The following is a 20,963-nucleotide window of genomic DNA, read 5'->3' as shown; positions in this document are numbered from 1 at the left end:
TGAGTGCCTCTTCGCAGATAAATCCTGCTCCCACAGTGTCCGTGTCGGATCGTGAATCCGCAGATGACTGAATATCTGTGAACAGCTACCCGGGCTTATTCAAAGTCCGGGTCCTGTCGCGCATTCGAAGCCTGCTCGTAGCCATAGGCAATCGCGAGCAGCTCGGCCTCACTCCAGCGCGCACCGTAGAAATACACCGAAGTGGGCATGCCATCGGCATCCATGCCCGAAGGCACGGTAATCCCCGGATACCCGGCAAAGATTGCACTGCCCAGTTCAAGCACCGCAAACGGATGGGGATCCCCCAATGCCGCATCCAGTCCGTTATCCGCCAGCAGCTTATCGACGTTGCTGCGCGCTTCATCGCCCAGTCCGTCTGACAGCTTCAGGTATTCGGCTTCGTCAAACGCCAGTGCATTCGCTCGCTTGAGCAGGTCCTGGTTGTAGTTTCCCGCACCGGGATTGCTTTCGTTGTAATCCACCAGTTCCTGAAAGGTCGAGACCTTCAGGCCTGAGCGACTGGCCAGATAACCAGGCAACACCCGCTTGATCGTCATATCGAACATGCGGCTCACCCGCGACCAATCGTTTTCGCTCCAATCGGTCCCTTTCAGGTCAACCGGAACCAGTTGCGCACCGGCACCACGCAGGGTGTCCAGGGCCTGGGCAAACTGCGGATGCTCGTTCAAGTCTTCGCTACCCGGCTTGAAGCGGCTGGGATAGCCGATGACCTTTCCTTGCAAGGCATCGGCTTTGAGCTTTTGTGTGTAGTCCTGCCTGACGGGCACCTGTGCGGTCGCCAGGTCTTGCGGGTCGAGGGCCACCATGGCATTGAGGAGCAAGGCCGCATCGCGCACGGTGCGTGTCATCGGTCCCGCACTATCGAGTTCGCGGGAAGCGGGAATAATGCCTGTACGGCTGAGCAATCCGACGGAAGGCCTCAGGCCAACGATGCCATTCTTCGCCGCCGGACAAATCACCGAGCCGAAGGTATCGGTCCCCAACGACAGGGGCGCATACCCCGCCGCTATCGCCGCAGCGGAGCCGGAACTGGAGCCACAGACATCACCGTCGAGCGCGTGGGGATTGCGGGTCTTGCCACCGCGACCGCTCCAGCCATCAGGCAGTTGGTCACCGCGAAAATTCGCCCACTCGCTCATATTGGTCTTGCCCAGGATAATGGCGCCTTGCTCGCGAAGTTTTTGCACGATGAACGCATCGTCAGCTGCCGCGGCCCCGACCATGGCCAGCGACCCGGCCGCGGTCTGCATCTGGTCGGCGGTGTGGATATTGTCCTTGAGCAACACCGGGATGCCATGCAGAGGGCCACGAAGGTTGCCGGCCTGACGCTCTTCGTCCAGCGTCCGGGCAATCGACAAGGCTTCGGAATTGAACTCGATCACCGCCTCGATGGCCGGCCCGAACGAGTCCAGATCGGCCGCCCGCGAAATGAGATAACTCACCAGCTCCTGAGAAGTGAAGCGCCCTTCGGCCAGCGCAAGTGCCACCTCGGCGGCACCGGCATAGACCATCCCCGCCAACGCCTCGTTTTTAACCGAGGCTGACGCCGGAAATACAGGTTGGTCGGGGGGATTCGCCTGGCTGATAAGCGGTGTCAGACAAAGGGCGTGCAGCAACGCCAACCGAGTGAGCACCACGGCGCGCTTTCTGAGGGTTCGATACATCAATCGTGTCCTGATAAAACCAAACGCCAGTGATCCATTTCACTGGCGGCGGTCATCCTAATGGGCGCTTCCGTCAGAAGCGCCGGACACAATCGGTTGCAGGCTGAGTGAAAATTCAATGCAACACGTGAGACACCCTAGCGCGCCGTGATCGGCGTTTGCGCCTCTTCCGGGTGTTCCACTTCCAGCCACCAGGCGTAACCGCGATGGGGTTGCAGCAGGTTGAAGGCTTCGCCCATCCGCGGCGTGGTGATGGACACATTGCGTTCCCAGGCCAGGGCCAGGATACGGTCGAAGGGTTCATGCCAGGCATGGAAGGACAGGTCGAACGTGCCATTGTGGATCGGCAGCAGCCAACGGCCCTTGAGGTCCAGGTGTGCCTGCAGGCTCTGTTCCGGTTGCATGTGCACATGGGGCCAATCGACGTTGTAGGCACCGGTTTCCATCAGGGTCAGGTCGAAGGGACCGTAATGTTCACCGATCTGCTTGAAGCCTTCGAAATAGCCACTGTCGCCGCTGAAGAAAATCCGCTGGTCGCCCACCATCATCACCCAGGACGCCCACAGCGTCTGGTTGTTGTCGAACAGCGTGCGACCGGAAAAGTGCTGCGCCGGGGTAGCGGCGAAGCGAATGCCACCGACCTGGGTTTCTTCCCACCAGTCCAGTTGCCGGACCTTGTCAGTGGGAATGCCCCACTTGATCAGCAGATCGCCGACACCCATGGGCGCGAGGAAATAGCGTGTCTTGGCAGCGAGTTGCAGGACGGTCTTATAGTCCAGATGGTCGTAATGATTGTGGGAAAGAATCACGCCTTCGATAGGCGGCAACTCTTCAAGGCTGATGGGCGGTTGATGAAAGCGCTTGGGACCGGCCCATTGCACCGGCGATGCACGTTCGGCAAACACCGGGTCGGTCAACCAGAAGAGTCCCTGCAGCTTGAGCAACAAGGTCGAGTGGCCAAGACGGAAGACACTGAAATCTTCCGCCGCCAGCAACTGCTCGCGGGTCAGCCCCTGGACCGGGACGCTGCCGGCCGGGCGGGTATTGCGGGGTTTGTGAAAGAGCATTTTCCAGAAAATACCGAACGTCTTGCGAAACCCGCCCTGTGGGGTGGGTGCATGGTTGCGGTACTGGCCCTGCTCCTGCAAGGACGATGGTTTGGCGCGGACAAGCGAACGAGTGGTCATTACGGGGTGACTCCCGGAAACCGCCAAGGGTTCCCACGTTCTTCTGCTGGATGATCAAGGGCCGCTGCACGCAAGCCTCGAACCGATGAAATACTGGAGTAGAGCAACTACACTACACCGTGTAGTTTCAAGCTTGCAACAAGGCTGCCAATAAGTAAACTACCTAGTGTAACTTTTCTTCTCCTGCCGAAGCCGCCCATGACCGCTCCCCTACGCCTGACCGACCGCAAACGTGAAGCCATCATCCAGGCGGCCATCGAGGCCTTTCGCGCCGACGGCTTCGAGGCCACCAGCATGGACAAGATCGCGGCCAAGGCCGAGGTGTCCAAGCGCACGGTGTACAACCACTTCCCCAGCAAGGAAGAGTTGTTCGCGGAAATCATGCACCACATGTGGGCCAAAAGTGCGGCACAAGTGGATATGTCCTACCACTCGGATCGCAGCTTGCGTGAGCAACTACGCGAATTGCTCGTCTTGAAACTGCACCTGCTCAGTGAAAACAGCTTCCTTGACCTCGCCCGGGTGGCGATTGCCGCAACCATCCATTCGCCCGAACGCGCCCAGGGCATGGTCGCGCGCCTGGCAGAACGGGAAGAAGCCTTCAACCAGTGGATTCGCGATGCCCAGGCCGACGGCACCTTCAAACCCGTGGACCCGGCTTTCGCCGCAGCGCAACTGCACGGCCTGCTCAAGACCTTCGCCTTCTGGCCCCAAATCAGCCTCGGCCAGCCGCCTCTGGATCCCTCGACCCAGAGCCGCGTCATAGAATCGTCGCTGGATCTGTTTCTCGCGGGCTACGAAATCGTCAAATAGCCGGCGCAGAGCGCCAAAACCGTCTCAAGACCTTCTAAATGGCTTGGAAGGACACTGATTATTCTTTACGGAATGCTCGACAATATTGATCCTTCTTATCCGATGAACGGCCATGCCGTGCAGAACACCGCCCAGGTGTTCAGATGAATAAAGTGGCGCAAAAAACCTATGCAAATCCAACGAGGCAAAGGGCTATCGTTTGCCAAGCGCATTTACCTGCCGCGCACGGTAGGCGTTGGTATTGGCTGCTTCAGCGTAATCGCCGCGCTTTACCCGTTGGCCATGCCGATGTGGATCTGGGTATTGCTGGCCCTCAATGCCGTGGCCTGGCCGCATCTGGCCTATCAGATCGCCAAACGCTCGCCTTTTCCCTATCGGGCTGAGCGCCGCAATATCCTCATCGATTCGCTGATGGGTGGATTCTGGGCCGCAACCATCCAGTTCACGCCACTGATCACCGTCAACATGCTGGCCTTGATGGCCATGCACAATGTCGCCGCCGGCGGACCCCGACTGATGGCCCAGGGGCTGGTCGCCCAGGCTATCGGCATCCTGGTGTCCTGGCTGATCTTCGCCCCGGCCTTCAATCCGCTGACCACGCCGATACAGATCTACAGCGTGCTGCCGGTGCTGATCTTCTATCCCCTGGTGATCGGCATGGGTTGTTATCAACTGGCCATCAACCTGGCCGAACACAAGCGCACCCTCAGCGCCCTGAGCCGTACCGACAGCCTGACCGGCTTGCTCAACCACGGCTCCTGGAAGGACCTGCTGCACCTCAAATTCCACAAATGCCGCTACAGCCAGTGCCAGGCGGTGATTGCCCTCATCGACATCGACCACTTCAAGGCCATCAACGACACCTACGGCCACCTGGTCGGCGACAGCGTACTGCGCCAATTGAGCAAGGATCTGCGGGACAACCTGCGCGAAGATGACCTGGCCGGGCGTTATGGTGGCGACGAGTTCTGCGTGATCCTGCCGGAGATGTCGCTGGAGCGGGCCAATGACGTGATGGAGCGTCTGCGCGAGGCATTCGGCAACTATCGCAACGCCGATGTCCCGGGATTGCGGGTCAGCCTGAGTATCGGCCTGGCCTCCTGCCGCAAGGATTTCAACGATGCCGGCGCCTGGCTGAACGAAGCCGACAAGGCGCTGTATGTCGCCAAGAACACCGGACGCAACAAGGTCAACAGTGCCGAAGAGGACAGTACTGAAGTGTCCTCGTGCAACCTGGTCAACCCGGCTTGAACCACTCCGCCGGTCCGAAAGGCACCCCACAAACTTGTACAGCGACACATTGCTTTGTATAAGAAAATAAATATCATATAGCCATCATTCAGCCATCGTTTTTCTGAACGATCACTTGGGTACAGGTATTCGCACAACCCACGAACGGTCATGGGTGCAGCAGTGCGGTGGGCTGTATCAAAAATAATCTGCGGTCGCATACGCCGCAGTGAACCACCAGTCATGGAGCACTGGTACCGGGCTGCTACTTCCCTTGCTCCTCTCGGACAAGCTGCAAGCCGCATGATCAGGGACTAACTCTCACGTTGTATCCCTCTCCGAGCAGACGCCATGCTATTTGCCTCCCATAAGAAAGCCATCAGCACCCTGCAACAATCCGTCACCGAGCAAGCCAACCAACTCGCGGCCATCGACCGTTCCATGATCGTGATCGAGTTCGACCTCAATGGCACGGTCCTGCGCGCCAACGAGAATTTTCTCAAGGTCACCGGCTACCGCCAGGAGCAAGTGGTGGGCCAGGCGCACCGGACGCTGTGCACGCCAGCCTACGCCCGCAGCAGCGAGTACAGCCAGCTTTGGTCGCGCCTGAAGTCCGGCCAGTTCGAAGCCGGGACCTTCGAGGTGGTCACGGCCGATGGCCGCTCCGTCTGGTTGGAAGCCAGCTACAACCCGATCAAGAATGACAGCGGCAGTCTCTTCAAGGTCATCACCTACGCCTTGGACATCACCGCCAGGATGCAACAGGAGAGCGAGGCCAACGGCAAGTTGCAGGCTATCGACCGGGCCATGGCGATGATCGAATTCAACCTGGATGGCAGTGTCATCTCTGCCAACCAGAACTTTCTCAGGCTGATGGGCTATACCCTGGCGGAGATCCAGGGCAAGCACCACAAGATGTTCTGCAAGCCGGCCACCACCAACAGCAGCGAGTACCAGGATTTCTGGCGCCGCCTGAACCAGGGTGAGTTTTTCAACGGCCAGTTCGAACGCGTCGGCAAGCGTGGCCAGACCCTCTGGGTCGAGGCCAGCTACAGCCCGGTGTACGACGCCGGCGGTCGCTTGTGCAAGGTGGTCAAGTTTGCCTCGGACGTTACCGGCGGTGTCGAGAAACACGAACAGGATGCCAAGAGTGCGACCGAGGCCTATCACCTCTCGATCGAGACACGAAAAGTCGCCGAGCACGGTACCGGGGTTATCCAGCAGGCGGCCACCGAGATGCGTGAAATTGCCTCGAACATCGAAGGTTCTTCCACGCTGATCGCCAAGCTGGGCGAGCGTTCCGAACAGATCACGGCCATCGTCAACACCATTCGCGGGATTGCGGACCAGACCAACCTGCTGGCGTTGAACGCGGCGATTGAAGCGGCCCGGGCCGGCGAACAGGGACGCGGCTTCGCGGTGGTCGCCGACGAGGTGCGCCTGCTGGCGGCGCGTACCAGCGGCTCGACTGCGGAGATTTCCGAGATGATCGGCATGATCCAGAACGAAACCCTGAAGGCCATCGACAGCATGAACGGCACCCGTGACCGGGCCGCCAAAGGGGTCGACCTGGCGGACCAGGCCGGCACGGTGATCCTGCAGATTCGCGAAGGGGCCAATCAGGCGGTGCGCGCGGTGAGCATGTTCGCTGGGCAGAGTTGATACACAACGGACCGGACGAGAGCGCCAGGGAGGGCGCCAGGCGACGTCGGATGGGGCTATAGTGAGCCTTGTTCCCCACGCCTTGCAGAGTCCACCATGACGTCAGAAAGCCCTGAAGCGAAAAGCCCTGAAACCCCGAAGAAAATCATCGACCACCTGCGTTTCCATCGCCCTCACGCCCATTTGTCCACCACCTTCGGCAACGACACCTTTGCGCTGAAAGCCGAAGCCTTTGCACGTTTTTTTGGTACGCCGATGTTTCTCGGTGCCCAGACGGTCATCGTCGCGGCCTGGATTATCCTCAACGTCGCGGGCGTGACCCAGTTCGACGTCTACCCGTTCATCCTGCTCAACCTGGCGTTCAGCCTGCAAGCGGCCTATGCCGCCCCCTTGATCCTGCTGGCCCAGACTCGCCAGGCCGCGCGGGACAAGGCCCATTCCGACGCGGACGCCCAGCATCGCGAGGCCCTGGCTGTCGCCAATACCGAACGGCAGGCGGCGGCGGCGAAAACCACCGAGCAACTGCTGACGCTGCTCGAACAGAATACCCAGTTGACCGAAATGACCAAGCAACTGACCGAACGCATCGAGAGCCTGACGCTGGAGATGCACGAGCATTTCGTGCGCAAGACCTGACAAAACGCCTCAGCCGGGTGCTTCGGCGCCCGGCCCGAGGCGTATGGTCCGGGCCAGCTCATCGAACAAGGCCACCACCGAGCGCAACGCCCGGCAATCGGGACGGGTCAGCAACCACAGTGCCGTGTCGTAGCTCGACGGCACCTCGGCCAGGGGCTGCAGGCCCTGCGGCTCGCCCAGCATGAAATCCGGCAACACGGCGATGCCCAACCCGGCCCGCGTCAACTCCGCCACCGACAACATGCTGTTGCAACGGTAACTCGGCAGCACGCCGGGAAAACGCTGGCGGCGCCAGCTCACGCTCGGATGATCGGGCAGAAAATCGTCCGGGGCGATCCAGGCCAGTCGATCCAGATCCTCAACAGCAACCGCTGACAAATACCCAGGACTGGCACACACCCGATAAGACACCGCCCCCAGGCGACGCCCCAGCAGATGTTCCGGTGGCGAGTCGGTCAAACGCAAGGCGATATCGGCATCGCGCCGGTTCAGATTGGCGAAATCGTTGGAGGTGCTGAGCTCCAGGGTCAGGGCCGGATAAGACGGCATGAACCGCGCCAGCGCCGGTAACAACAGCGTCTGCAGGACCGAATCGGTACAGGTCAGACGCACCGTGCCACTGATCACCTCGCCGCCCTGCTCGATACTGACGCACGCGGCCTCCAACGCCTGCTCGGCGCGCTCCGCCTGTTCGGCCAGGGATTGCGCCAAGCTGGTGGGCAGATAACCGGCGCGGCTCTTTTCGAACAGCTCCCGGCCCAACGCGGCCTCCAACCGACGCACCGAACGGAACACCGTCGAGACATCGACCCGGAGCAACCCCGCCGCTCGCGCCAGGGAGCGTCCACGGACCAGCGCGAGAATCAGCGAGAGGTCGGCATGCTCCAACCGATAGTGCAGCGGTGCATTGATCAATTGGGTAATTGCCTATATTGAATGCGTCGTCGCCACCTTATAGTTCACTCAGGAAATCAACAAGCGTAGGGGAAATAACCATGGAACAGCGCTCGCCACACACCGTCCTGAACATCGCCCTGATCGGCGATCACGACCCCCAGGTCACCGCTCACCGCGCGATTCCCGTGGCCCTGCAACGGGCGGCCGAGGCCGCCGAGCTTGAGGTAAACGCTCACTGGCTGGCCACGGACAGCATCACGGCGCAGACCGACCTGAGTCTTTTCGATGGTTTCTGGTGCGTGCCGGCCAGCCCTTACCGCAGTCTGGAAGGGGCGTTACTGGCGATCACTCACGCCCGTGAACAACAACGTCCGTTCCTCGGCACCTGTGGCGGTTTCCAGCATGCCGTCCTGGAGTACGCACGTCATGTACTGGGCTGGAGCGACGCCGAGCATGGCGAAATGGCGCCAGACTCTGCGCGCGCAGTGATTTCGCCGCTGAGCTGCTCCCTGGTCGAAGCCCACGACAGCATCCGGTTTGTCGAAGGCACGCTGGTCGCCAAGGCCTACGGCACCCTGGAAACCCATGAGGGTTATCACTGCCGCTACGGCATCAACCCCGAGTTCGAAAGCGCCCTGCTCGACGGCGACCTGCGTGCCAGCGGTCACGACGCCCAGGGCGATCTGCGCGCGATCGAACTCAAGGGACATCCGTTCTTCGTCGCGACCCTGTTCCAACCCGAGCGCACGGCACTGGAAGGTCATACGCCAGCGCTGGCCAGCGCGCTCCTGGCAGCCTGCGCGAGTCAGCCATGATGATCGCCCAGACACCACAACCGCCTTACTACGCCGTCATCTTCACCTCCCTGCGTACCGAAGGTGATCAAGGTTATGGCGAGGCGGCGCAGCGCATGGTCGAACTGGCCCGACAACAGCCGGGCTTTCTCGGCGTCGAGTCGGCCCGAGGCGAGGATGGCCTGGGCATCACCGTGTCCTACTGGAGCGACGAAGCGGCCATCCTGGCCTGGAAACAGCACGCCGAACACAGCGAGATCCGCGAGCATGGTCGTTCAACCTGGTACCAGGCCTTTCATACCCGGGTGTGCAAGGTCGAACGCGCCTACCCTTTCCAGCGTTGAGCACCTCAGGAAGCGCTGAGCACTTTGCGCAGCGCGATGATCTCGGGAATATCCACCCGCCGCTGGTACACCCGCAACGGCTCGGTGATATTGATCCGGTCATCGATATTCTGCGCCAGCAATAGCTCAATCCGTTCACGGCTCAGGCTCATGGCCTGCTCCACACTTGTCACCCAGACAAACTCGCAGGCCGGAAAGATAGCGTCATCCGCCACATCTATGCCGAAGGCGTCCTCACTGAAGCGAACGATGTATTGACCGGTCTTGCGATTGAAGCCGACAAAACCCTTGAGCTGGTCGGCGGCCTGGCAGATAAGTTCGGATGTGATAGGCATGGTAAACCCCGCTGAAGAGCCACAAGGCTCATGGATGGCTGGTTTACACGCAGGGCGGGCCTGTCCCTCTGGCGGGGAAATAGGCGACAAATCCTGAAGCACAATACCCGATGAAAATGCCGAAAATCGGATCTGGCGCATGTTTATGTCGGTTTCGCGATAGCCGCTGTAGCCATCAGTTGTTAAAAGGAAGCTCTGGTATTCACTCTCTGCGAAAGGAATTCGAGCATGTCCGCCAACCTCACCAAAAGCGCCCTGGCCCTGAGCCTGCTGCTGGGCCTGGGCACCGCCGAGGCCAACAGCGCCTCCAGCGCCGTTGCGGCCGCCGCCGGCATTCCCCACCCGGCCGTGATCGCCCACCGTGGCGCCTCCTTCGATGCCCCGGAATCCACCGCCGCCTCCTACACCCTGGCCCGCGACCTCGGTGCCGACTACCTGGAAATGGACCTGCAACGGAGCAAGGACGGAGTGATCTTCGCCCTGCACGACAACAACCTGTCGCGTACCACCGACGTCGCCAGCAAGTTTCCCGAGCGCAAGGACAGCCCGGCCAACGAGTTCACCTGGGCCGAACTGCAAACCCTGGACGCCGGCAGCTGGTTCAACAAGGCCTACCCCGAGCGTGCGCGCCCGGCCTACGTCGGCCTGAAAATCCTCAGCCTGGACCAGATCATCGACATCGCCCAGGCCAACCCGAAACACCAGCCGGGCCTGTACGTCGAGACCAAGGAGCCCAAGCAGTTTCCCGGTATCGAGCATGAGCTGAAGAACAAACTGCAGGAACGTGGGCTGTTGAGCCCGACCCAGGTGGTGTCCAAGGAACAGCCCCAGGTCGGCCAGGGCAAAGGCAAGGTGATCCTGCAGACCTTCGAGAAGAGCAGCCTGGAACTGCTGCAAAAGGAAATGCCGGACACACCGAAGATCCTGCTGCTGTGGGTCGGTGACGGTAGCATCGAGCCCAAGTCGAAGGTGAGCTTCGCCGACTCCGGCGAGAAGACCAAGGCCGCCTACTACGCCAAACAGGAACCCAAGGACAAGGCCGAATTCGAGAAGTGGGTCGACTACGCCAAATCCCGGGGCGCCATCGGTACCGGTCCGTCGGCGGAACTGACCCACGGCGGCGACCAGAGCTACTCGGACCTGGTCAAACCCTGGATGAACCAGTACACCCACGACCAGGGCATGCTGGTGCATGTCTATACCGTCGATACTGCGCAGGACTACAAGAAGGTGCTGGATGCCGGGGTCGATGGCATCTTCACCAATCGCGCGTCCGAGTTGCTCAAGTACTTCAAGCGCCCATCGCCGAAAACCGTGCCGCAGATTCTTGAGGCCAACGGGTACTGAGTGAACAGCACCGAGTGGACCGGCACCCTCTGGCTGGGGCGTGACTATGCCTTGATCCACGGTGAGCTGGGGCGTACCGCGCCCCATGCCCACTACGCCCACCAGGTGATCCTGGCGCCCGAAGCGCCGGTCACCCTGTTGATCGAGGATCAGCCACGCAGCGGCCACGAGTTTTTTATCGAGGCCCAGCGTGGCCATGCCATCCTCCAGGCACCGGGTCGTTCGTTCTCGCTCTATGCCGAACCCCTGAGCCTTGACCTGAGCCGGCTGCAACAGGCACTGAGCCAGGTCGAATGGTCGTTGCCGGCCCTGGAGGGCGCCTTGCGCCAGTGCCCACGCCGCCCTGTCGAAGACCCACGCATCGCCCGCGCCCTGCTGGCCCTGGAGCACTCGCTGGATGGCAAGGTCTCGGCCGACACCCTGGCCCGCGCCGCCAACCTGTCCCTGAGCCAACTGGAGCGACTGTTTGCCAGCCGCATCGGCCTGCCGATCCGCCGACTGGTGCTCTGGCGGCGCCTGCGCCTGGCACTGGCCCAGGTATTGGCGGGCCACTCCCTGACCGCGGCGGCTCACGAGGCCGGGTTTGCCGACTCCGCGCATTTTTCCCGGACCATGAAAAAACTCTTCGGTGTTACGGCCGCTCGCTCCCTGAACCGGATCCAGCTGCGGCTGCTGGATTGACCCGGCGCTGCAACGGCCCGGGTGTGGCGGGAGCCGGATGGGTCGGTGCCCGGACAAACGGATCGATCAACTGCCGGACATAACCCACAGGGAAATCCGCACGCGTGCCAATCCCCAGGTCGCCCTCGCCGATCCGGTACTCCTCCGTGTACAAAGCCGTCCCCAGCAGCCGATCCCAGAGGGTGAAGAACAGCCCGAAATTCACGTCCCCGGCCTTGCCGTATTTCATGTGGTGGAAACGATGCAACGGCGCCCAGGCGAAGATCCAGCGCAAGGGCCCCAAACGCATATCGACATTGGAATGCTGCAGCAACAACTGAATGGCGATGGCAAACGCCAGCAGGGCGGCGACATTCTGGGGGATACCGAGCAGCAGCAACGGCAGCAGTCCGGCCGTGGCCTCTATCGCCTGATGCAACGGATGCTTCATCAAGCCATTGAAGCCATACATGCGCTGCACGCTGTGATGCACCGCATGCAATCGCCACAACCACGGCAGCCGGTGGCTGGCGTAATGCGCCAGGGTGATCCCGGCATCGGCGATCAGTATTGCCAACAGCAGTTGCAGCCACAACGGCCAGGCCTGGGGCCAGACCGCGCCGAACGGCGACCACCGCGCCAGGATCGGCAAGACCAGCAGCCCCAGGGCATTGAAGCTCTCATTGACCAGCCCGTGGACGATATCCCGGAAACGATCGCCCCTGGAACGGTTCCAGAGCGGTTCATAAGGCAACCCCCACTCCGCCAGGAACGACACCGCCAGAGCCAATAGAAACAGCAGCGGCAAGCGCCAGAGCGGCTCAACCCGCCCGAGGCCCGCCCCCAGGAAGCCGAACCAGAACACCGGCGCATACACCCAACTCAACACAGCCTTCATAAGACGCTCCTCTTGATAAGCGTCCAGCATGAAAGGCCCGCCCGGTTGGCGATTGAACAAACAACGCAACCGCCTCGCGAGGAAGCGGGTTCAGGAATTAAGGGTAAATTAAGTGACCGCCCCCAAGCTGATCCCACTGAAATCGTTCAAGGGATCCTCCAGATGAAAACATTCAACGCACTGCTCGCCACCGCCACCCTGGCCCTCGCCGCCGGGTTTGCCCAGGCCGATGTCCGTCCGGACCTGATTCCCGGGCTGCTGAAATCCGGTGCGATTGCCGACTTCGAGAAACTCAACCAGGCCGCCCAGGCCAAGCATCCCGGCGCCACCATCACCGACACCGAGCTGGAGCAGGCTGCCACTGGCGGCTACATCTACAAAGTCGACCTGCTCGGAAGCGACAGTGTGAAATGGGACGTCAAGCTCGACGCCAAGACTGGCGCGGTGCTTCACGACAAGAAAGACACCTGATCCCACCAGACCTTGCGCGAGCCGGGCAAGCCGACTCCCGCAAGGTCCTGGTCATCGGCGATGACGACGCCAGCGCTTACCAGAGTGCCAGGGTATAGCTGATGATCAGACGGTTCTCGTCCAGGTCATTGCCGAAGTTCGACCGTACCGTCGCATTACGCCACTTCACCCCCACCCCTTTGAGCGCCCCGTCCTGGAACACATAACCGATATCGGTGTTGCGTTCCCATTCCTTGCCTTCGCCCGGGACCGTCCGCTGCACATTGTCACCGGTCACGTAGCGGGTCATGAAGGTCAGGCCCGGCAAGCCCAACTGAGCAAAGTCGTAGTCATAACGCACCTGCAAGGAACGCTCGTCGATATTGGCGAAGTCGCCGATCTGCACGAAGTTCACCAGGTACGGATCGCTGTGCCCGATGTACGGGAACGGGTCCTTGCCACTCATGCGCTGATAGCCGAAGCCCAGGGAGTTGCCCTTGAAGGAGTAAGTGAACATCCCGCCCAGTGCGCGGTTGTCCAGCGGACGGAAGTTGCCGTCCTCGGCACTGCGGGCGTAACGCAGGTCGGTCTTCAAGACCTGGCCCTGGCCCAGGTCCCAGTTATGCACCAGGCCCAGGAAGTTCTGCTGGTAGATATCCTCCAACTTGCCATAGCGATACTGGGTCAGCAGGTTGGGCGACCACTGGTAGTCCGCTCCGGCGAACTGGAACTTGTCGCTCGAACCGCCGATGCGGTTGGCCGTCATCTTCTGATCGTCGGTGGAGTCGACGTAGCGGATCTGGTTGAACGAGCCCCCGGTCAGCTTCAAGTGGTCGATTTCCTGCACATTAAGCAAGCCGCCCTGGAAGGTCCCGGGCAACAGGCGGGTATCGTTGGAAATGATCACCGGGTCCTTCATCTGGAAACTACCGACTTTCAGGGTGCTGTTGGAAATACGCACCTTGGCCGCCGCCGCCAGCTTGCCGTAGCTGTCCTGGGAACCGCCATGGCGGGTGTCCGCCGGCAACAGGCCGGTGCCCGCCGTCCCGCCTCCCGAGTCCAGCTTGTAACCGACCATGCCCAAGGCATCGAGGCCGAAGCCGACGGTGCCTTCGGTGTAGCCCGATTCCATGCGCAACAGGAAACCCTGGGCCCATTCATCGGCTTTGTCCCGGGAGCCCGTCTGGCGAAAATCGCGGTTGAAGTAAAAGTTGCGCAGTTCCAGGCTGCCCTTGCTGTCGGCGAGGAAATCCGCCTGGGCGCTCGGTGCACAGAGCAGGCCCAAGCCCAGTAACGTGCTCGCTGGCACGGACAAACGGGAGAAATAATCGAACGGCTTCATGGTGTGCTCCTTATTGCGGACGCGAGCCGACCCTCTCGGGGGCGTTGGGATCGCGACCGATGTGGTTGAAACGTCAGGATCAGTAGTCCCTGGGCCCGCCGGACCCAGGTGCGGCGGACATCAGCTCTCGAGCTGGCGACCGCGTGTTTCCGGCAGGCTCAGGGCCGCCAGGATCACCACCGCGTAAGCACCGGCGGCAAACACCCCGATACCGACGCCAATCGGCAGGGTTTCACTCAACGCGCCGATAAACAGTGGGAACAACGCGGCGATGGAGCGCCCGGCGTTGTAGCAGAAGCCCTGGCCCGACCCACGCATGCGGGTGGGAAACAGCTCGGTGAGGAACGCCCCCATGCCGGCGAAGATGCCCGAGGCGAAGAACCCCAGGGGGAAGCCCAACCAGAGCATCCAGGTGTTATCGATGGGCAACTGGGTGTAGGCCAGGACGATGCTCATGGAGCCGACGGCAAAGAGGATGAAGTTCTTCTTGCGGCCGATGGCGTCGGTCAGCAACGCGCTGACGACATAACCGACATAGGAGCCGACAATCACCATCGCCAGGTAGCCGCCAGTGCCCAGCACGCTCAGGCCGCGCTCGGTTTTCAGGTAGGTCGGCAACCAGGTGGTGATCGCGTAGTAACCGCCCAGCGCGCCGGTGGTCAGCAACGAGGCCCGCAAGGTGGTGCTGAGCATCCGTGGCGCGAAGATCTCGAAGAAGGCCCAGGGCGAAGGCTTTTCAGCCTGGCTCAGACGCTCGTCCCGAGCTTGCTCGAAGGTGTCGGATTCCTTGACCAGCCGACGGATCACCAGCACGAACAGCGCCGGTACCAGGCCGATCATGAACAGCGCCCGCCAGGCCTGCTCCGGCGGCAGAAAGCTGAACAATCCGGCATAGAGCAAGGCCGTCAACCCCCAGCCCAACGCCCAACCGGCCTGCACCATGCCCACCGCCTTGCCGCGATCCTGGGAGCGGATCACCTCGCCGATCAGCACCGCGCCCGCGGTCCACTCGCCACCGAAACCGAAGCCCATCAGCGTGCGCGCCACCAGCAGTTGGTCGTAGTTCTGCGCCAACCCGCACATGAAGGTGAAGAAGGCAAACCAGAGCACGGTCAGTTGCAGGGTACGCACCCGGCCGATGCGGTCGGAGAGGATCCCGGCGATCCAGCCGCCGGCCGCCGAGGCCAGCAAGGTCGAGGTGCCGATCAGTCCGGCCTCGCCCTTGGAAATGCCCCAGGTGGCAATCAGGGTGGGAATCACGAAACTCAACATCTGGGTGTCCATGCCGTCCAGGCCATAGCCGATCTTGCAACTCCAGAACGTGCGCTTTTCATTTTTGCTCAGGGGGGCGTACCAGGCGAACGGGCCGGCACGGCGCGTCCCTGAAGGCACGTGGTCAGTCATGGTGTGTTCCATGGAGGATTCCTGCGGCAGCAAGGGAAGATGACGGACACGCCTCATTGTTTTTTTGTGAAGGCGTTGTCGTGGAGAACCGATGCAGATGCGCTACATCGTGGAGTGGATTCTTCGCGCCGGAGCGGTGCAGCGTCAAACGGGAAAAAAGCCGGTCAATGCATAAGAAAAGTTGATGGCCCCTCAATGGCACCTGCCGCAATACCGGCGTGCGATGCGCAACCGCGGATCAGTTTTTCTTGTTCGCAATAACAGATTTTCTCGTTGGACGAGGCGGTCGCGGCGCCCTAAAAAGGCCTCGACCCAACACAAGAGAGACGTTCGATGAACCTGCCTGCGCTGTCCTTCGATCAGTTGCGCCATCTGGCGCCGCGCGCCTTGCGCCGACACATCGCCACCGACCAGTATCAGGGCCACACCAGCGGCCTGGGCCTGGGTCGGGTGCAAGCCAATATCGTGATTTTGCCAAGGGACTGGGCCGATGAGTTCCTGCGCTTCTGCACCCTCAATCGCCAGGCCTGCCCGATACTCGACATCACCGAACCCGGCGACCCGATCTTCCGTCACCTGGGTGAAAGCGTCGATATCCGCCACGACGTACCGCGCTACCGGGTCTATCGCCAGGGCGAACTGACTGAGGAGCCACAGAACATCAAGCATCTCTGGCGCGACGATATGGTGGCCTTCGCCATCGGTTGCTCCTTTTCCTTCGAGCAACCCTTGCTGGAGGCCGGCATCGACCTGCGTCACGTCAAATTGGGACGCAACGTGGCGATGTTCCAGACCAATATCGATACCCGCCCCACCGAACGGCTAAAGGGCAAGCTGGTGGTGAGCATGCGACCGTTGAAGGCCGCCGACGCGATCCGCGCGGTCCAGATCACCGGGCGCATGCCCAATGTGCATGGCGCGCCGGTGCACATCGGCGACCCGCGACTGATCGGCATCCACGACCTCGACACACCGGACTACGGTGACGCCGTGCCGCTGGCCGACGATGAACTCCCGGTGTTCTGGGCCTGCGGCGTGACCCCGCAGTCGGTGGTGCAGGCGTCACGCCCACCGTTATGCATTACCCATGCACCGGGCTGCATGCTGGTGAGCGATCTGCACAATCACAGCCTTTGACTCAGGCCGTGGTGTTCACCGAAGTGCCCGAGGTGCTGCTGCCCTCGGCCTGCAAGGCAGTGGTCAAGGCAGAACTGACGGTGGAAATCGAACCGGCAATGGAAGACACCTGCGACTCCGCGGCCGCCAGCAAGGTAGCCTTGGCGTCAGGGCTTTCCTTGCTGTCCTGAGCTTTCTGCATTTGCAGCTCAGCTTGTTGCAACTGCTTTTGCAGATCGGCCAGTTGCTTTTGCAGCTCCTGGACTTCCTGGGAGGAAGCACTGGAGCTGGAGCTGTCGCTGCTGCTACCGGAGGCGCCGCCAGCGCCCGCCGGTTGGCTGCCGCCGGCCGGAGTGGTGCTCGCAGCCCCGGTGGTGCTGGTACTGGTGGTGTCATCAGTAGCGGTGGTACCAGTGGTCTTGTTGGCGCTGGTGGTGGTAAGAGTTGGGGCAATGGTGACCGAAGTAATGCTGACCATGGGGATCTCCCGATTCAGTTATGGGCAATCTTGTCATCGACAGACTGGCGCCATTTTTGAGATTGATTCTGTATCACGCGTGTCAGCGTCTGGATACAAGGCCACATCCCTGTGGCCGCGGATCAGGCGCCGAGGCGCGCCGTCACATCGTTCAACTGCCCCGACAAGCCATACAGGTTCTGGCTCGCGGCCTCGGTACGCTTGACGTTGTCCAGGTTGGTACTGGCAATGGCGGTGATCTCGGTCAGGTTGCGCGAAATATCTTCGGCCACCGAGGTCTGCTCTTCGGCGGCGGTAGCGATCTGCCGGTTCATGTCGCGGATCGCTTCCACCGCGGTGGTGATGCGCTCGAGCATGGCCCCGGCCTCAGTCACCTGCTCGACGCTCTCTTCACTGCGGGCCTGCCCGCCTTCAATGGCCTGGGCCGCGTCCACCGCACCGGTCTGGACCGAATGGATGATCTGGTTGATCTCGATGATCGACGCCGCGGTGCGCTGGGCCAGGCTGCGCACCTCATCGGCGACCACGGCAAAACCACGTCCGGCTTCACCGGCACGGGCGGCCTCGATGGCGGCGTTGAGTGCCAGCAGGTTGGTCTGCTCGGCAATCCCGCGAATCACCTCCAGCACCTTGCCGACCCGTCCGCTATCGGCTTCAAGGCGGCGGATGACCGTGGCGGTGGTGGTGATCTCACCCCGCATGCGGGTAATGGTCTCGATGGTCGATTGCATCACCAGTTCACCCTGCTGGGCAGCGCGATCGGCGTCATCCGCCGCCGTGGCGGCATCCCCGGCATGACGGGCGACCTCCTGGGCGGTGGCGGACATTTCGGTCATCGCCGTGGCCACCTGGTCGGTCCGCTGGAACTGCTCGTGGGTGCCGTTGGCCATCAGGCCGGCAATCGACTTCAGTTCGCCGCTGGCACTGTCCAGGTCCGAGGTACTGCGTTTGAGATGGCTGAAGGTCTCCGCGAGAAAATCGCGCAAGGTATTCGCCGCGACCGCCAGGCGTCCCAGTTCGTCCTGGCGATCGGCGTTCACCCGATTGTCGAACTTGCCATGGCTCAATTGCGCCACGTAGTCGATCAGGCGGCGGATCGGTTCCACCAGATTGCGGTTGACCAGCCACAGGCTCAACAGACCGATCAACAACCCGGAAATCACCAGCACAACGATGCCGACCCAGATGGTCCGCTCGGCCTGGGCACTGATGGCCGCCGATTGTTCACTGCTCTGCTGGCGCAACTGGGCAACCAGCGCGCTCATCTGCTCGCTGGCGGCGCGATCGACGCCCTTGACCGCCTGGTCACCGGCCGTCGGGTCGGCCCCGGCAGCCAGGTAGGCCTCGCGACCTTTCAGGTAGTCGTTGCCCAGCACACGGTGGGCTTCACGCAGTTGCTCGATCTGCGACTTGAGCCGGGCATCCATGCCCGGCTGGCTGGCCAGACGGCCGAGGATGTCCTGCACATCGCGCTGACGCGCTTCAAACTGCGACCAGTACTGGTTCAGATCCTGGGGCTGCTTGCCGCGCAGCAAGACGTTCTTCCACTCCTGTACCTGGACCTTGAATTGTACGTTGGCCTCGTCAATCAACTGCGAGGTGTGCAAGGGGCCGTCAATCAGATTTCGATAATCCTGGACGCCATTGGACAAGAGGTGGAAACAGGTCAGCGCGATCAGCAACATGGCGATCAGGCTGCCACTCAGGAGCGTGAGCACTTGGGCTCGCAGGGATTTTTTCAGCATCGGCGGAGTCTCTCGACAAGGATTGAGCGCTCCCCGTGGGGAACACAAGCAGTCGAAACTTCCCTGTCAGCGACAACCGGGCGTATGGCCAAATAGATGGTAGCTTACATCTAATGACATCGGCGGGCCGGCAGGCCACTTGAGCCGAGCCGACCATCGGTCAACGGCGGCATGATAGCCGTCAACCCGCAGGAAACAATCAAATCCTCCTGCCAAGGCAGTACTCATCGTCACAAGTGACGAACATAGTAGTTATCGAACTCGCCACTTTCGACGATCTGAAAGCCATGACGCGTATAAAAACGATTTGAAGCGCTTTCCCTGAGCGCCCCCACCCACAAGATCGGCGCAGCGGCCTCCGCTTCCCTGAAAATCTGCCGAAGCACAACCGAACCTATCCCCAGGCCTTGCGCACTCGGTTTGATGTACAGGTGGTCAAGCAACAACCCGTCGCTGAGCGGCCTGACGGCGACGAACCCGACCCGCTCGCCAGAAACCTCGATGTAGCGGGTGAACTCGGGAGAAAAACCATCGCGAAAACGCTCTCGGGCACGTACGGGATCAAAGCGACCAATGCGTTCAAGACTGTCACGCATGGCTTCGATTCGAATGGCAACCAGCGTTTCGAAGTCACTGGATTGAGTCCCGACCAGAGTGACCCGCGGAGTATCCGTGGTAGCAAACTGCATACTGAGCACTCCAGCGTCTCTTCGGGCAAATCCGCCCAAAGCCCCTTTAATGACGCCGAGCCTACAGCACAGAACCTGTACAGAGCCTGTTCCGTCTCACCGTACGTTTACCCACGACACTCAGCCCACCCTGAAAACGTCACAAAACCGTCAAGAAGTCTTGCGATGCTGACAGCCGCGAACCTGTAAAAAATGTTTCAGGCGTTCCCCTTCAGCGAGCCTTCATGAACCACAGCCTTGACCAAAGCCATCGTGACCCGGATCTGTTCGGCCTGCTTTACGGCTTTCGCTTCCGCACCGGCGAACGGGGCGAGGAAATCGACTCGGCCACCGTCCTGCACTGCCTGCAACAACCGGAAGATCCCGATACCTTTCTCTGGTTGCATCTGAACCTGGCACACGCCGCCTGCGAGCGCTGGATGAAGAAGCACCTGCCGTTGCCCGAAGAGTTTTTCGAGGCCCTGCACGAAGGCTCGCGCTCGACCCGTATCGAACACGTGGACAACGCCTTGCTGGCGGTGGTCAACGACGTGGTGTTCAACCTCAGCAGCATGGTCTCCTCGGACATCTCCACGCTGTGGGTCTGCGCCCGCAGCAAACTGCTGATCAGCGCGCGCCTGCAACCGCTGCACTCGGTGGACAAGCTGCGCTCTTCGGTCAAGGCCGGCGAACGCTTTCGCTCGCCGCTGGAATTGCTCGTGCACCTGCTGCGCGACCAGGGTGAAGTGCTGACCCAGATAGTGCGCAAGACCAGCACCAGCGTCGACCAGATCGAAGACCAGTTGCTGGCCCTGCGCCTGAGCAACAACCGCGCCGAACTCGGGGCCATGCGCCGGATACTGGTACGCCTGCAACGCCTGCTGGCCCTGGAGCCGGGCTCGTTGCTGCGGCTGCTCAACCGTCCGCCACAATGGTTGCAGAAGGAAGACGTCAAGGAACTGCGCAAGTCCACCGAGGAGTTCTCGCTGATCCTCAGCGACCTGGAAGCCCTCGGCGAACGGATCAAGCTGTTGCAGGAAGAGATCGCCGCCAGCCTCAACGAACAGAGCAACCGCACCCTCTTCACCCTCACCGTGGTGACGGTCCTGGCACTGCCGATCAATATCATTGCCGGCTTCTTCGGCATGAACGTCGGCGGCATCCCCTTGTCGGGCGACCCGGAGGGCTTCTGGATCCTGGTGGCGCTGGTGGCGACCTTTACCGTACTGGCCGGACGCTGGGCGTTTCGCAAACGTCAGGATTACTGATCTG

Annotated in this window: 21 protein-coding genes and 1 pseudogene; 12 read left to right on the top strand and 10 right to left on the bottom strand. The window is 61.3% G+C overall.

Annotation, left to right across the window (positions count from 1 at the left end; genetic code table 11):
- Window positions 1-95: 95 nt before the first annotated feature.
- Window positions 96-1,685, bottom strand: a complete 1,590-nt coding sequence (locus CWE01_RS29790; RefSeq protein ID WP_100944159.1) for an amidase family protein — start codon at window positions 1,683-1,685, stop codon at window positions 96-98.
- Window positions 1,686-1,822: 137 nt separating this feature from the next.
- Complete coding sequence (locus CWE01_RS29785) at window positions 1,823-2,872, bottom strand: MBL fold metallo-hydrolase (protein WP_100944158.1); 1,050 nt, start codon at window positions 2,870-2,872, stop codon at window positions 1,823-1,825.
- 198 nt (window positions 2,873-3,070) lie between these two features.
- Between CWE01_RS29785 and CWE01_RS29780 the strand changes: the two genes are divergently transcribed.
- The 5 genes and pseudogenes from CWE01_RS29780 (at window position 3,071) to CWE01_RS29765 (ending at window position 7,213) form a co-directional block, all read left to right on the top strand.
- Window positions 3,071-3,685 carry a TetR/AcrR family transcriptional regulator gene (locus CWE01_RS29780; protein ID WP_100944157.1) on the top strand — a complete coding sequence of 205 codons (615 nt, stop codon included), beginning with the start codon at window positions 3,071-3,073 and terminating at the stop codon, window positions 3,683-3,685.
- A gap of 168 nt (window positions 3,686-3,853) precedes the next feature.
- Complete coding sequence (locus CWE01_RS29775) at window positions 3,854-4,936, top strand: diguanylate cyclase (protein WP_100944156.1); 1,083 nt, start codon at window positions 3,854-3,856, stop codon at window positions 4,934-4,936.
- A gap of 330 nt (window positions 4,937-5,266) precedes the next feature.
- Window positions 5,267-6,031 (top strand): annotated as a pseudogene (locus CWE01_RS34445) (PAS domain-containing protein); the annotation flags it as partial.
- The gene (locus tag CWE01_RS34440) at window positions 6,005-6,577 is read left to right on the top strand and encodes a methyl-accepting chemotaxis protein (protein WP_256579433.1); all 573 of its coding nucleotides are present in this window, start codon (window positions 6,005-6,007) and stop codon (window positions 6,575-6,577) included. The pseudogene CWE01_RS34445 and the gene CWE01_RS34440, both read left to right, overlap by 27 nt.
- A gap of 96 nt (window positions 6,578-6,673) precedes the next feature.
- Window positions 6,674-7,213: a DUF1003 domain-containing protein gene (locus CWE01_RS29765; protein ID WP_100944154.1), complete on the top strand. Its 540-nt coding sequence runs from the start codon at window positions 6,674-6,676 to the stop codon at window positions 7,211-7,213.
- Between the two features lie 9 nt (window positions 7,214-7,222).
- On the opposite strand, the gene CWE01_RS29760 is transcribed toward CWE01_RS29765, so the two are convergent.
- Window positions 7,223-8,137, bottom strand: a complete 915-nt coding sequence (locus CWE01_RS29760; RefSeq protein ID WP_305884398.1) for a LysR family transcriptional regulator — start codon at window positions 8,135-8,137, stop codon at window positions 7,223-7,225.
- Window positions 8,138-8,208: 71 nt separating this feature from the next.
- On the opposite strand from CWE01_RS29760, the gene CWE01_RS29755 reads away from it, so the two are divergent.
- Entirely contained in the window at window positions 8,209-8,925 is a 717-nt protein-coding gene (locus CWE01_RS29755; RefSeq protein WP_100944152.1) for a CTP synthase, read from the top strand.
- Window positions 8,925-9,248 (top strand): antibiotic biosynthesis monooxygenase, encoded by a 324-nt coding sequence (locus tag CWE01_RS29750; protein ID WP_100944171.1) that lies wholly within the window; start codon window positions 8,925-8,927, stop codon window positions 9,246-9,248. The genes CWE01_RS29755 and CWE01_RS29750 overlap by 1 nt, the downstream gene beginning before the upstream one ends.
- Window positions 9,249-9,253: 5 nt before the next feature.
- Here CWE01_RS29750 and CWE01_RS29745 read toward each other — a convergent pair whose 3' ends face one another.
- The gene (locus tag CWE01_RS29745) at window positions 9,254-9,583 is read right to left on the bottom strand and encodes a DUF2025 family protein (RefSeq protein ID WP_100944151.1); all 330 of its coding nucleotides are present in this window, start codon (window positions 9,581-9,583) and stop codon (window positions 9,254-9,256) included.
- Window positions 9,584-9,811: 228 nt separating this feature from the next.
- On the opposite strand from CWE01_RS29745, the gene CWE01_RS29740 reads away from it, so the two are divergent.
- Both CWE01_RS29740 and CWE01_RS29735 read left to right on the top strand, forming a co-directional pair.
- The gene (locus CWE01_RS29740) at window positions 9,812-10,930 is read left to right on the top strand and encodes a glycerophosphodiester phosphodiesterase (RefSeq protein ID WP_100944150.1); all 1,119 of its coding nucleotides are present in this window, start codon (window positions 9,812-9,814) and stop codon (window positions 10,928-10,930) included.
- Window positions 10,931-11,611, top strand: coding sequence for a helix-turn-helix domain-containing protein (locus tag CWE01_RS29735; RefSeq protein WP_100944149.1), 681 nt, complete (start codon window positions 10,931-10,933; stop codon window positions 11,609-11,611). It abuts the gene before it with no gap.
- On the opposite strand, the gene CWE01_RS29730 is transcribed toward CWE01_RS29735, so the two are convergent.
- The gene (locus tag CWE01_RS29730; protein WP_100944148.1) at window positions 11,562-12,488 is read right to left on the bottom strand and encodes a sterol desaturase family protein; all 927 of its coding nucleotides are present in this window, start codon (window positions 12,486-12,488) and stop codon (window positions 11,562-11,564) included. The two genes, CWE01_RS29735 and CWE01_RS29730, sit on opposite strands and share 50 nt — an antisense overlap.
- 162 nt (window positions 12,489-12,650) lie before the next feature.
- Here CWE01_RS29730 and CWE01_RS29725 point away from each other — a divergent pair, with 162 nt between their 5' ends.
- Window positions 12,651-12,959: a PepSY domain-containing protein gene (locus tag CWE01_RS29725; protein WP_100944147.1), complete on the top strand. Its 309-nt coding sequence runs from the start codon at window positions 12,651-12,653 to the stop codon at window positions 12,957-12,959.
- A 76-nt stretch (window positions 12,960-13,035) separates the two neighbouring features.
- Here the strand turns inward: CWE01_RS29725 and CWE01_RS29720 are convergent, their stop codons facing one another.
- Together CWE01_RS29720 and CWE01_RS29715 are read right to left on the bottom strand one after the other, a co-directional pair.
- Entirely contained in the window at window positions 13,036-14,280 is a 1,245-nt protein-coding gene (locus CWE01_RS29720) for an OprD family porin (RefSeq protein ID WP_100944146.1), read from the bottom strand.
- Between the two features lie 120 nt (window positions 14,281-14,400).
- Complete coding sequence (locus CWE01_RS29715; protein ID WP_177145495.1) at window positions 14,401-15,684, bottom strand: MFS transporter; 1,284 nt, start codon at window positions 15,682-15,684, stop codon at window positions 14,401-14,403.
- Between the two features lie 333 nt (window positions 15,685-16,017).
- On the opposite strand from CWE01_RS29715, the gene CWE01_RS29710 reads away from it, so the two are divergent.
- Window positions 16,018-16,821 carry a putative hydro-lyase gene (locus CWE01_RS29710; RefSeq protein ID WP_100944144.1) on the top strand — a complete coding sequence of 268 codons (804 nt, stop codon included), beginning with the start codon at window positions 16,018-16,020 and terminating at the stop codon, window positions 16,819-16,821.
- Window position 16,822: 1 nt separating this feature from the next.
- Here CWE01_RS29710 and CWE01_RS29705 read toward each other — a convergent pair whose 3' ends face one another.
- The 3 genes from CWE01_RS29705 to CWE01_RS29695 all read right to left on the bottom strand — a co-directional run bounded on the left by CWE01_RS29705 (window position 16,823) and on the right by CWE01_RS29695 (window position 19,712).
- Complete coding sequence (locus CWE01_RS29705; protein ID WP_100944143.1) at window positions 16,823-17,278, bottom strand: hypothetical protein; 456 nt, start codon at window positions 17,276-17,278, stop codon at window positions 16,823-16,825.
- A 122-nt stretch (window positions 17,279-17,400) separates the two neighbouring features.
- A complete protein-coding gene (locus CWE01_RS29700) occupies window positions 17,401-19,023 on the bottom strand; it encodes a methyl-accepting chemotaxis protein (RefSeq protein ID WP_100944142.1) in 1,623 nt (540 codons plus the stop codon).
- A 230-nt stretch (window positions 19,024-19,253) separates the two neighbouring features.
- A complete protein-coding gene (locus tag CWE01_RS29695) occupies window positions 19,254-19,712 on the bottom strand; it encodes a GNAT family N-acetyltransferase (RefSeq protein WP_100944141.1) in 459 nt (152 codons plus the stop codon).
- A 224-nt stretch (window positions 19,713-19,936) separates the two neighbouring features.
- On the opposite strand from CWE01_RS29695, the gene CWE01_RS29690 reads away from it, so the two are divergent.
- Window positions 19,937-20,959: a transporter gene (locus CWE01_RS29690; RefSeq protein WP_100944140.1), complete on the top strand. Its 1,023-nt coding sequence runs from the start codon at window positions 19,937-19,939 to the stop codon at window positions 20,957-20,959.
- Window positions 20,960-20,963 lie beyond the last annotated feature (4 nt).

Source organism: Pseudomonas sp. QS1027 (genome assembly GCF_002814235.1).
Taxonomy (GTDB): Bacteria; Pseudomonadota; Gammaproteobacteria; order Pseudomonadales; family Pseudomonadaceae; genus Aquipseudomonas.
Note: the sequence above shows the minus strand (reverse complement) of the source record. Positions and strands in the feature narration are given on the sequence as shown.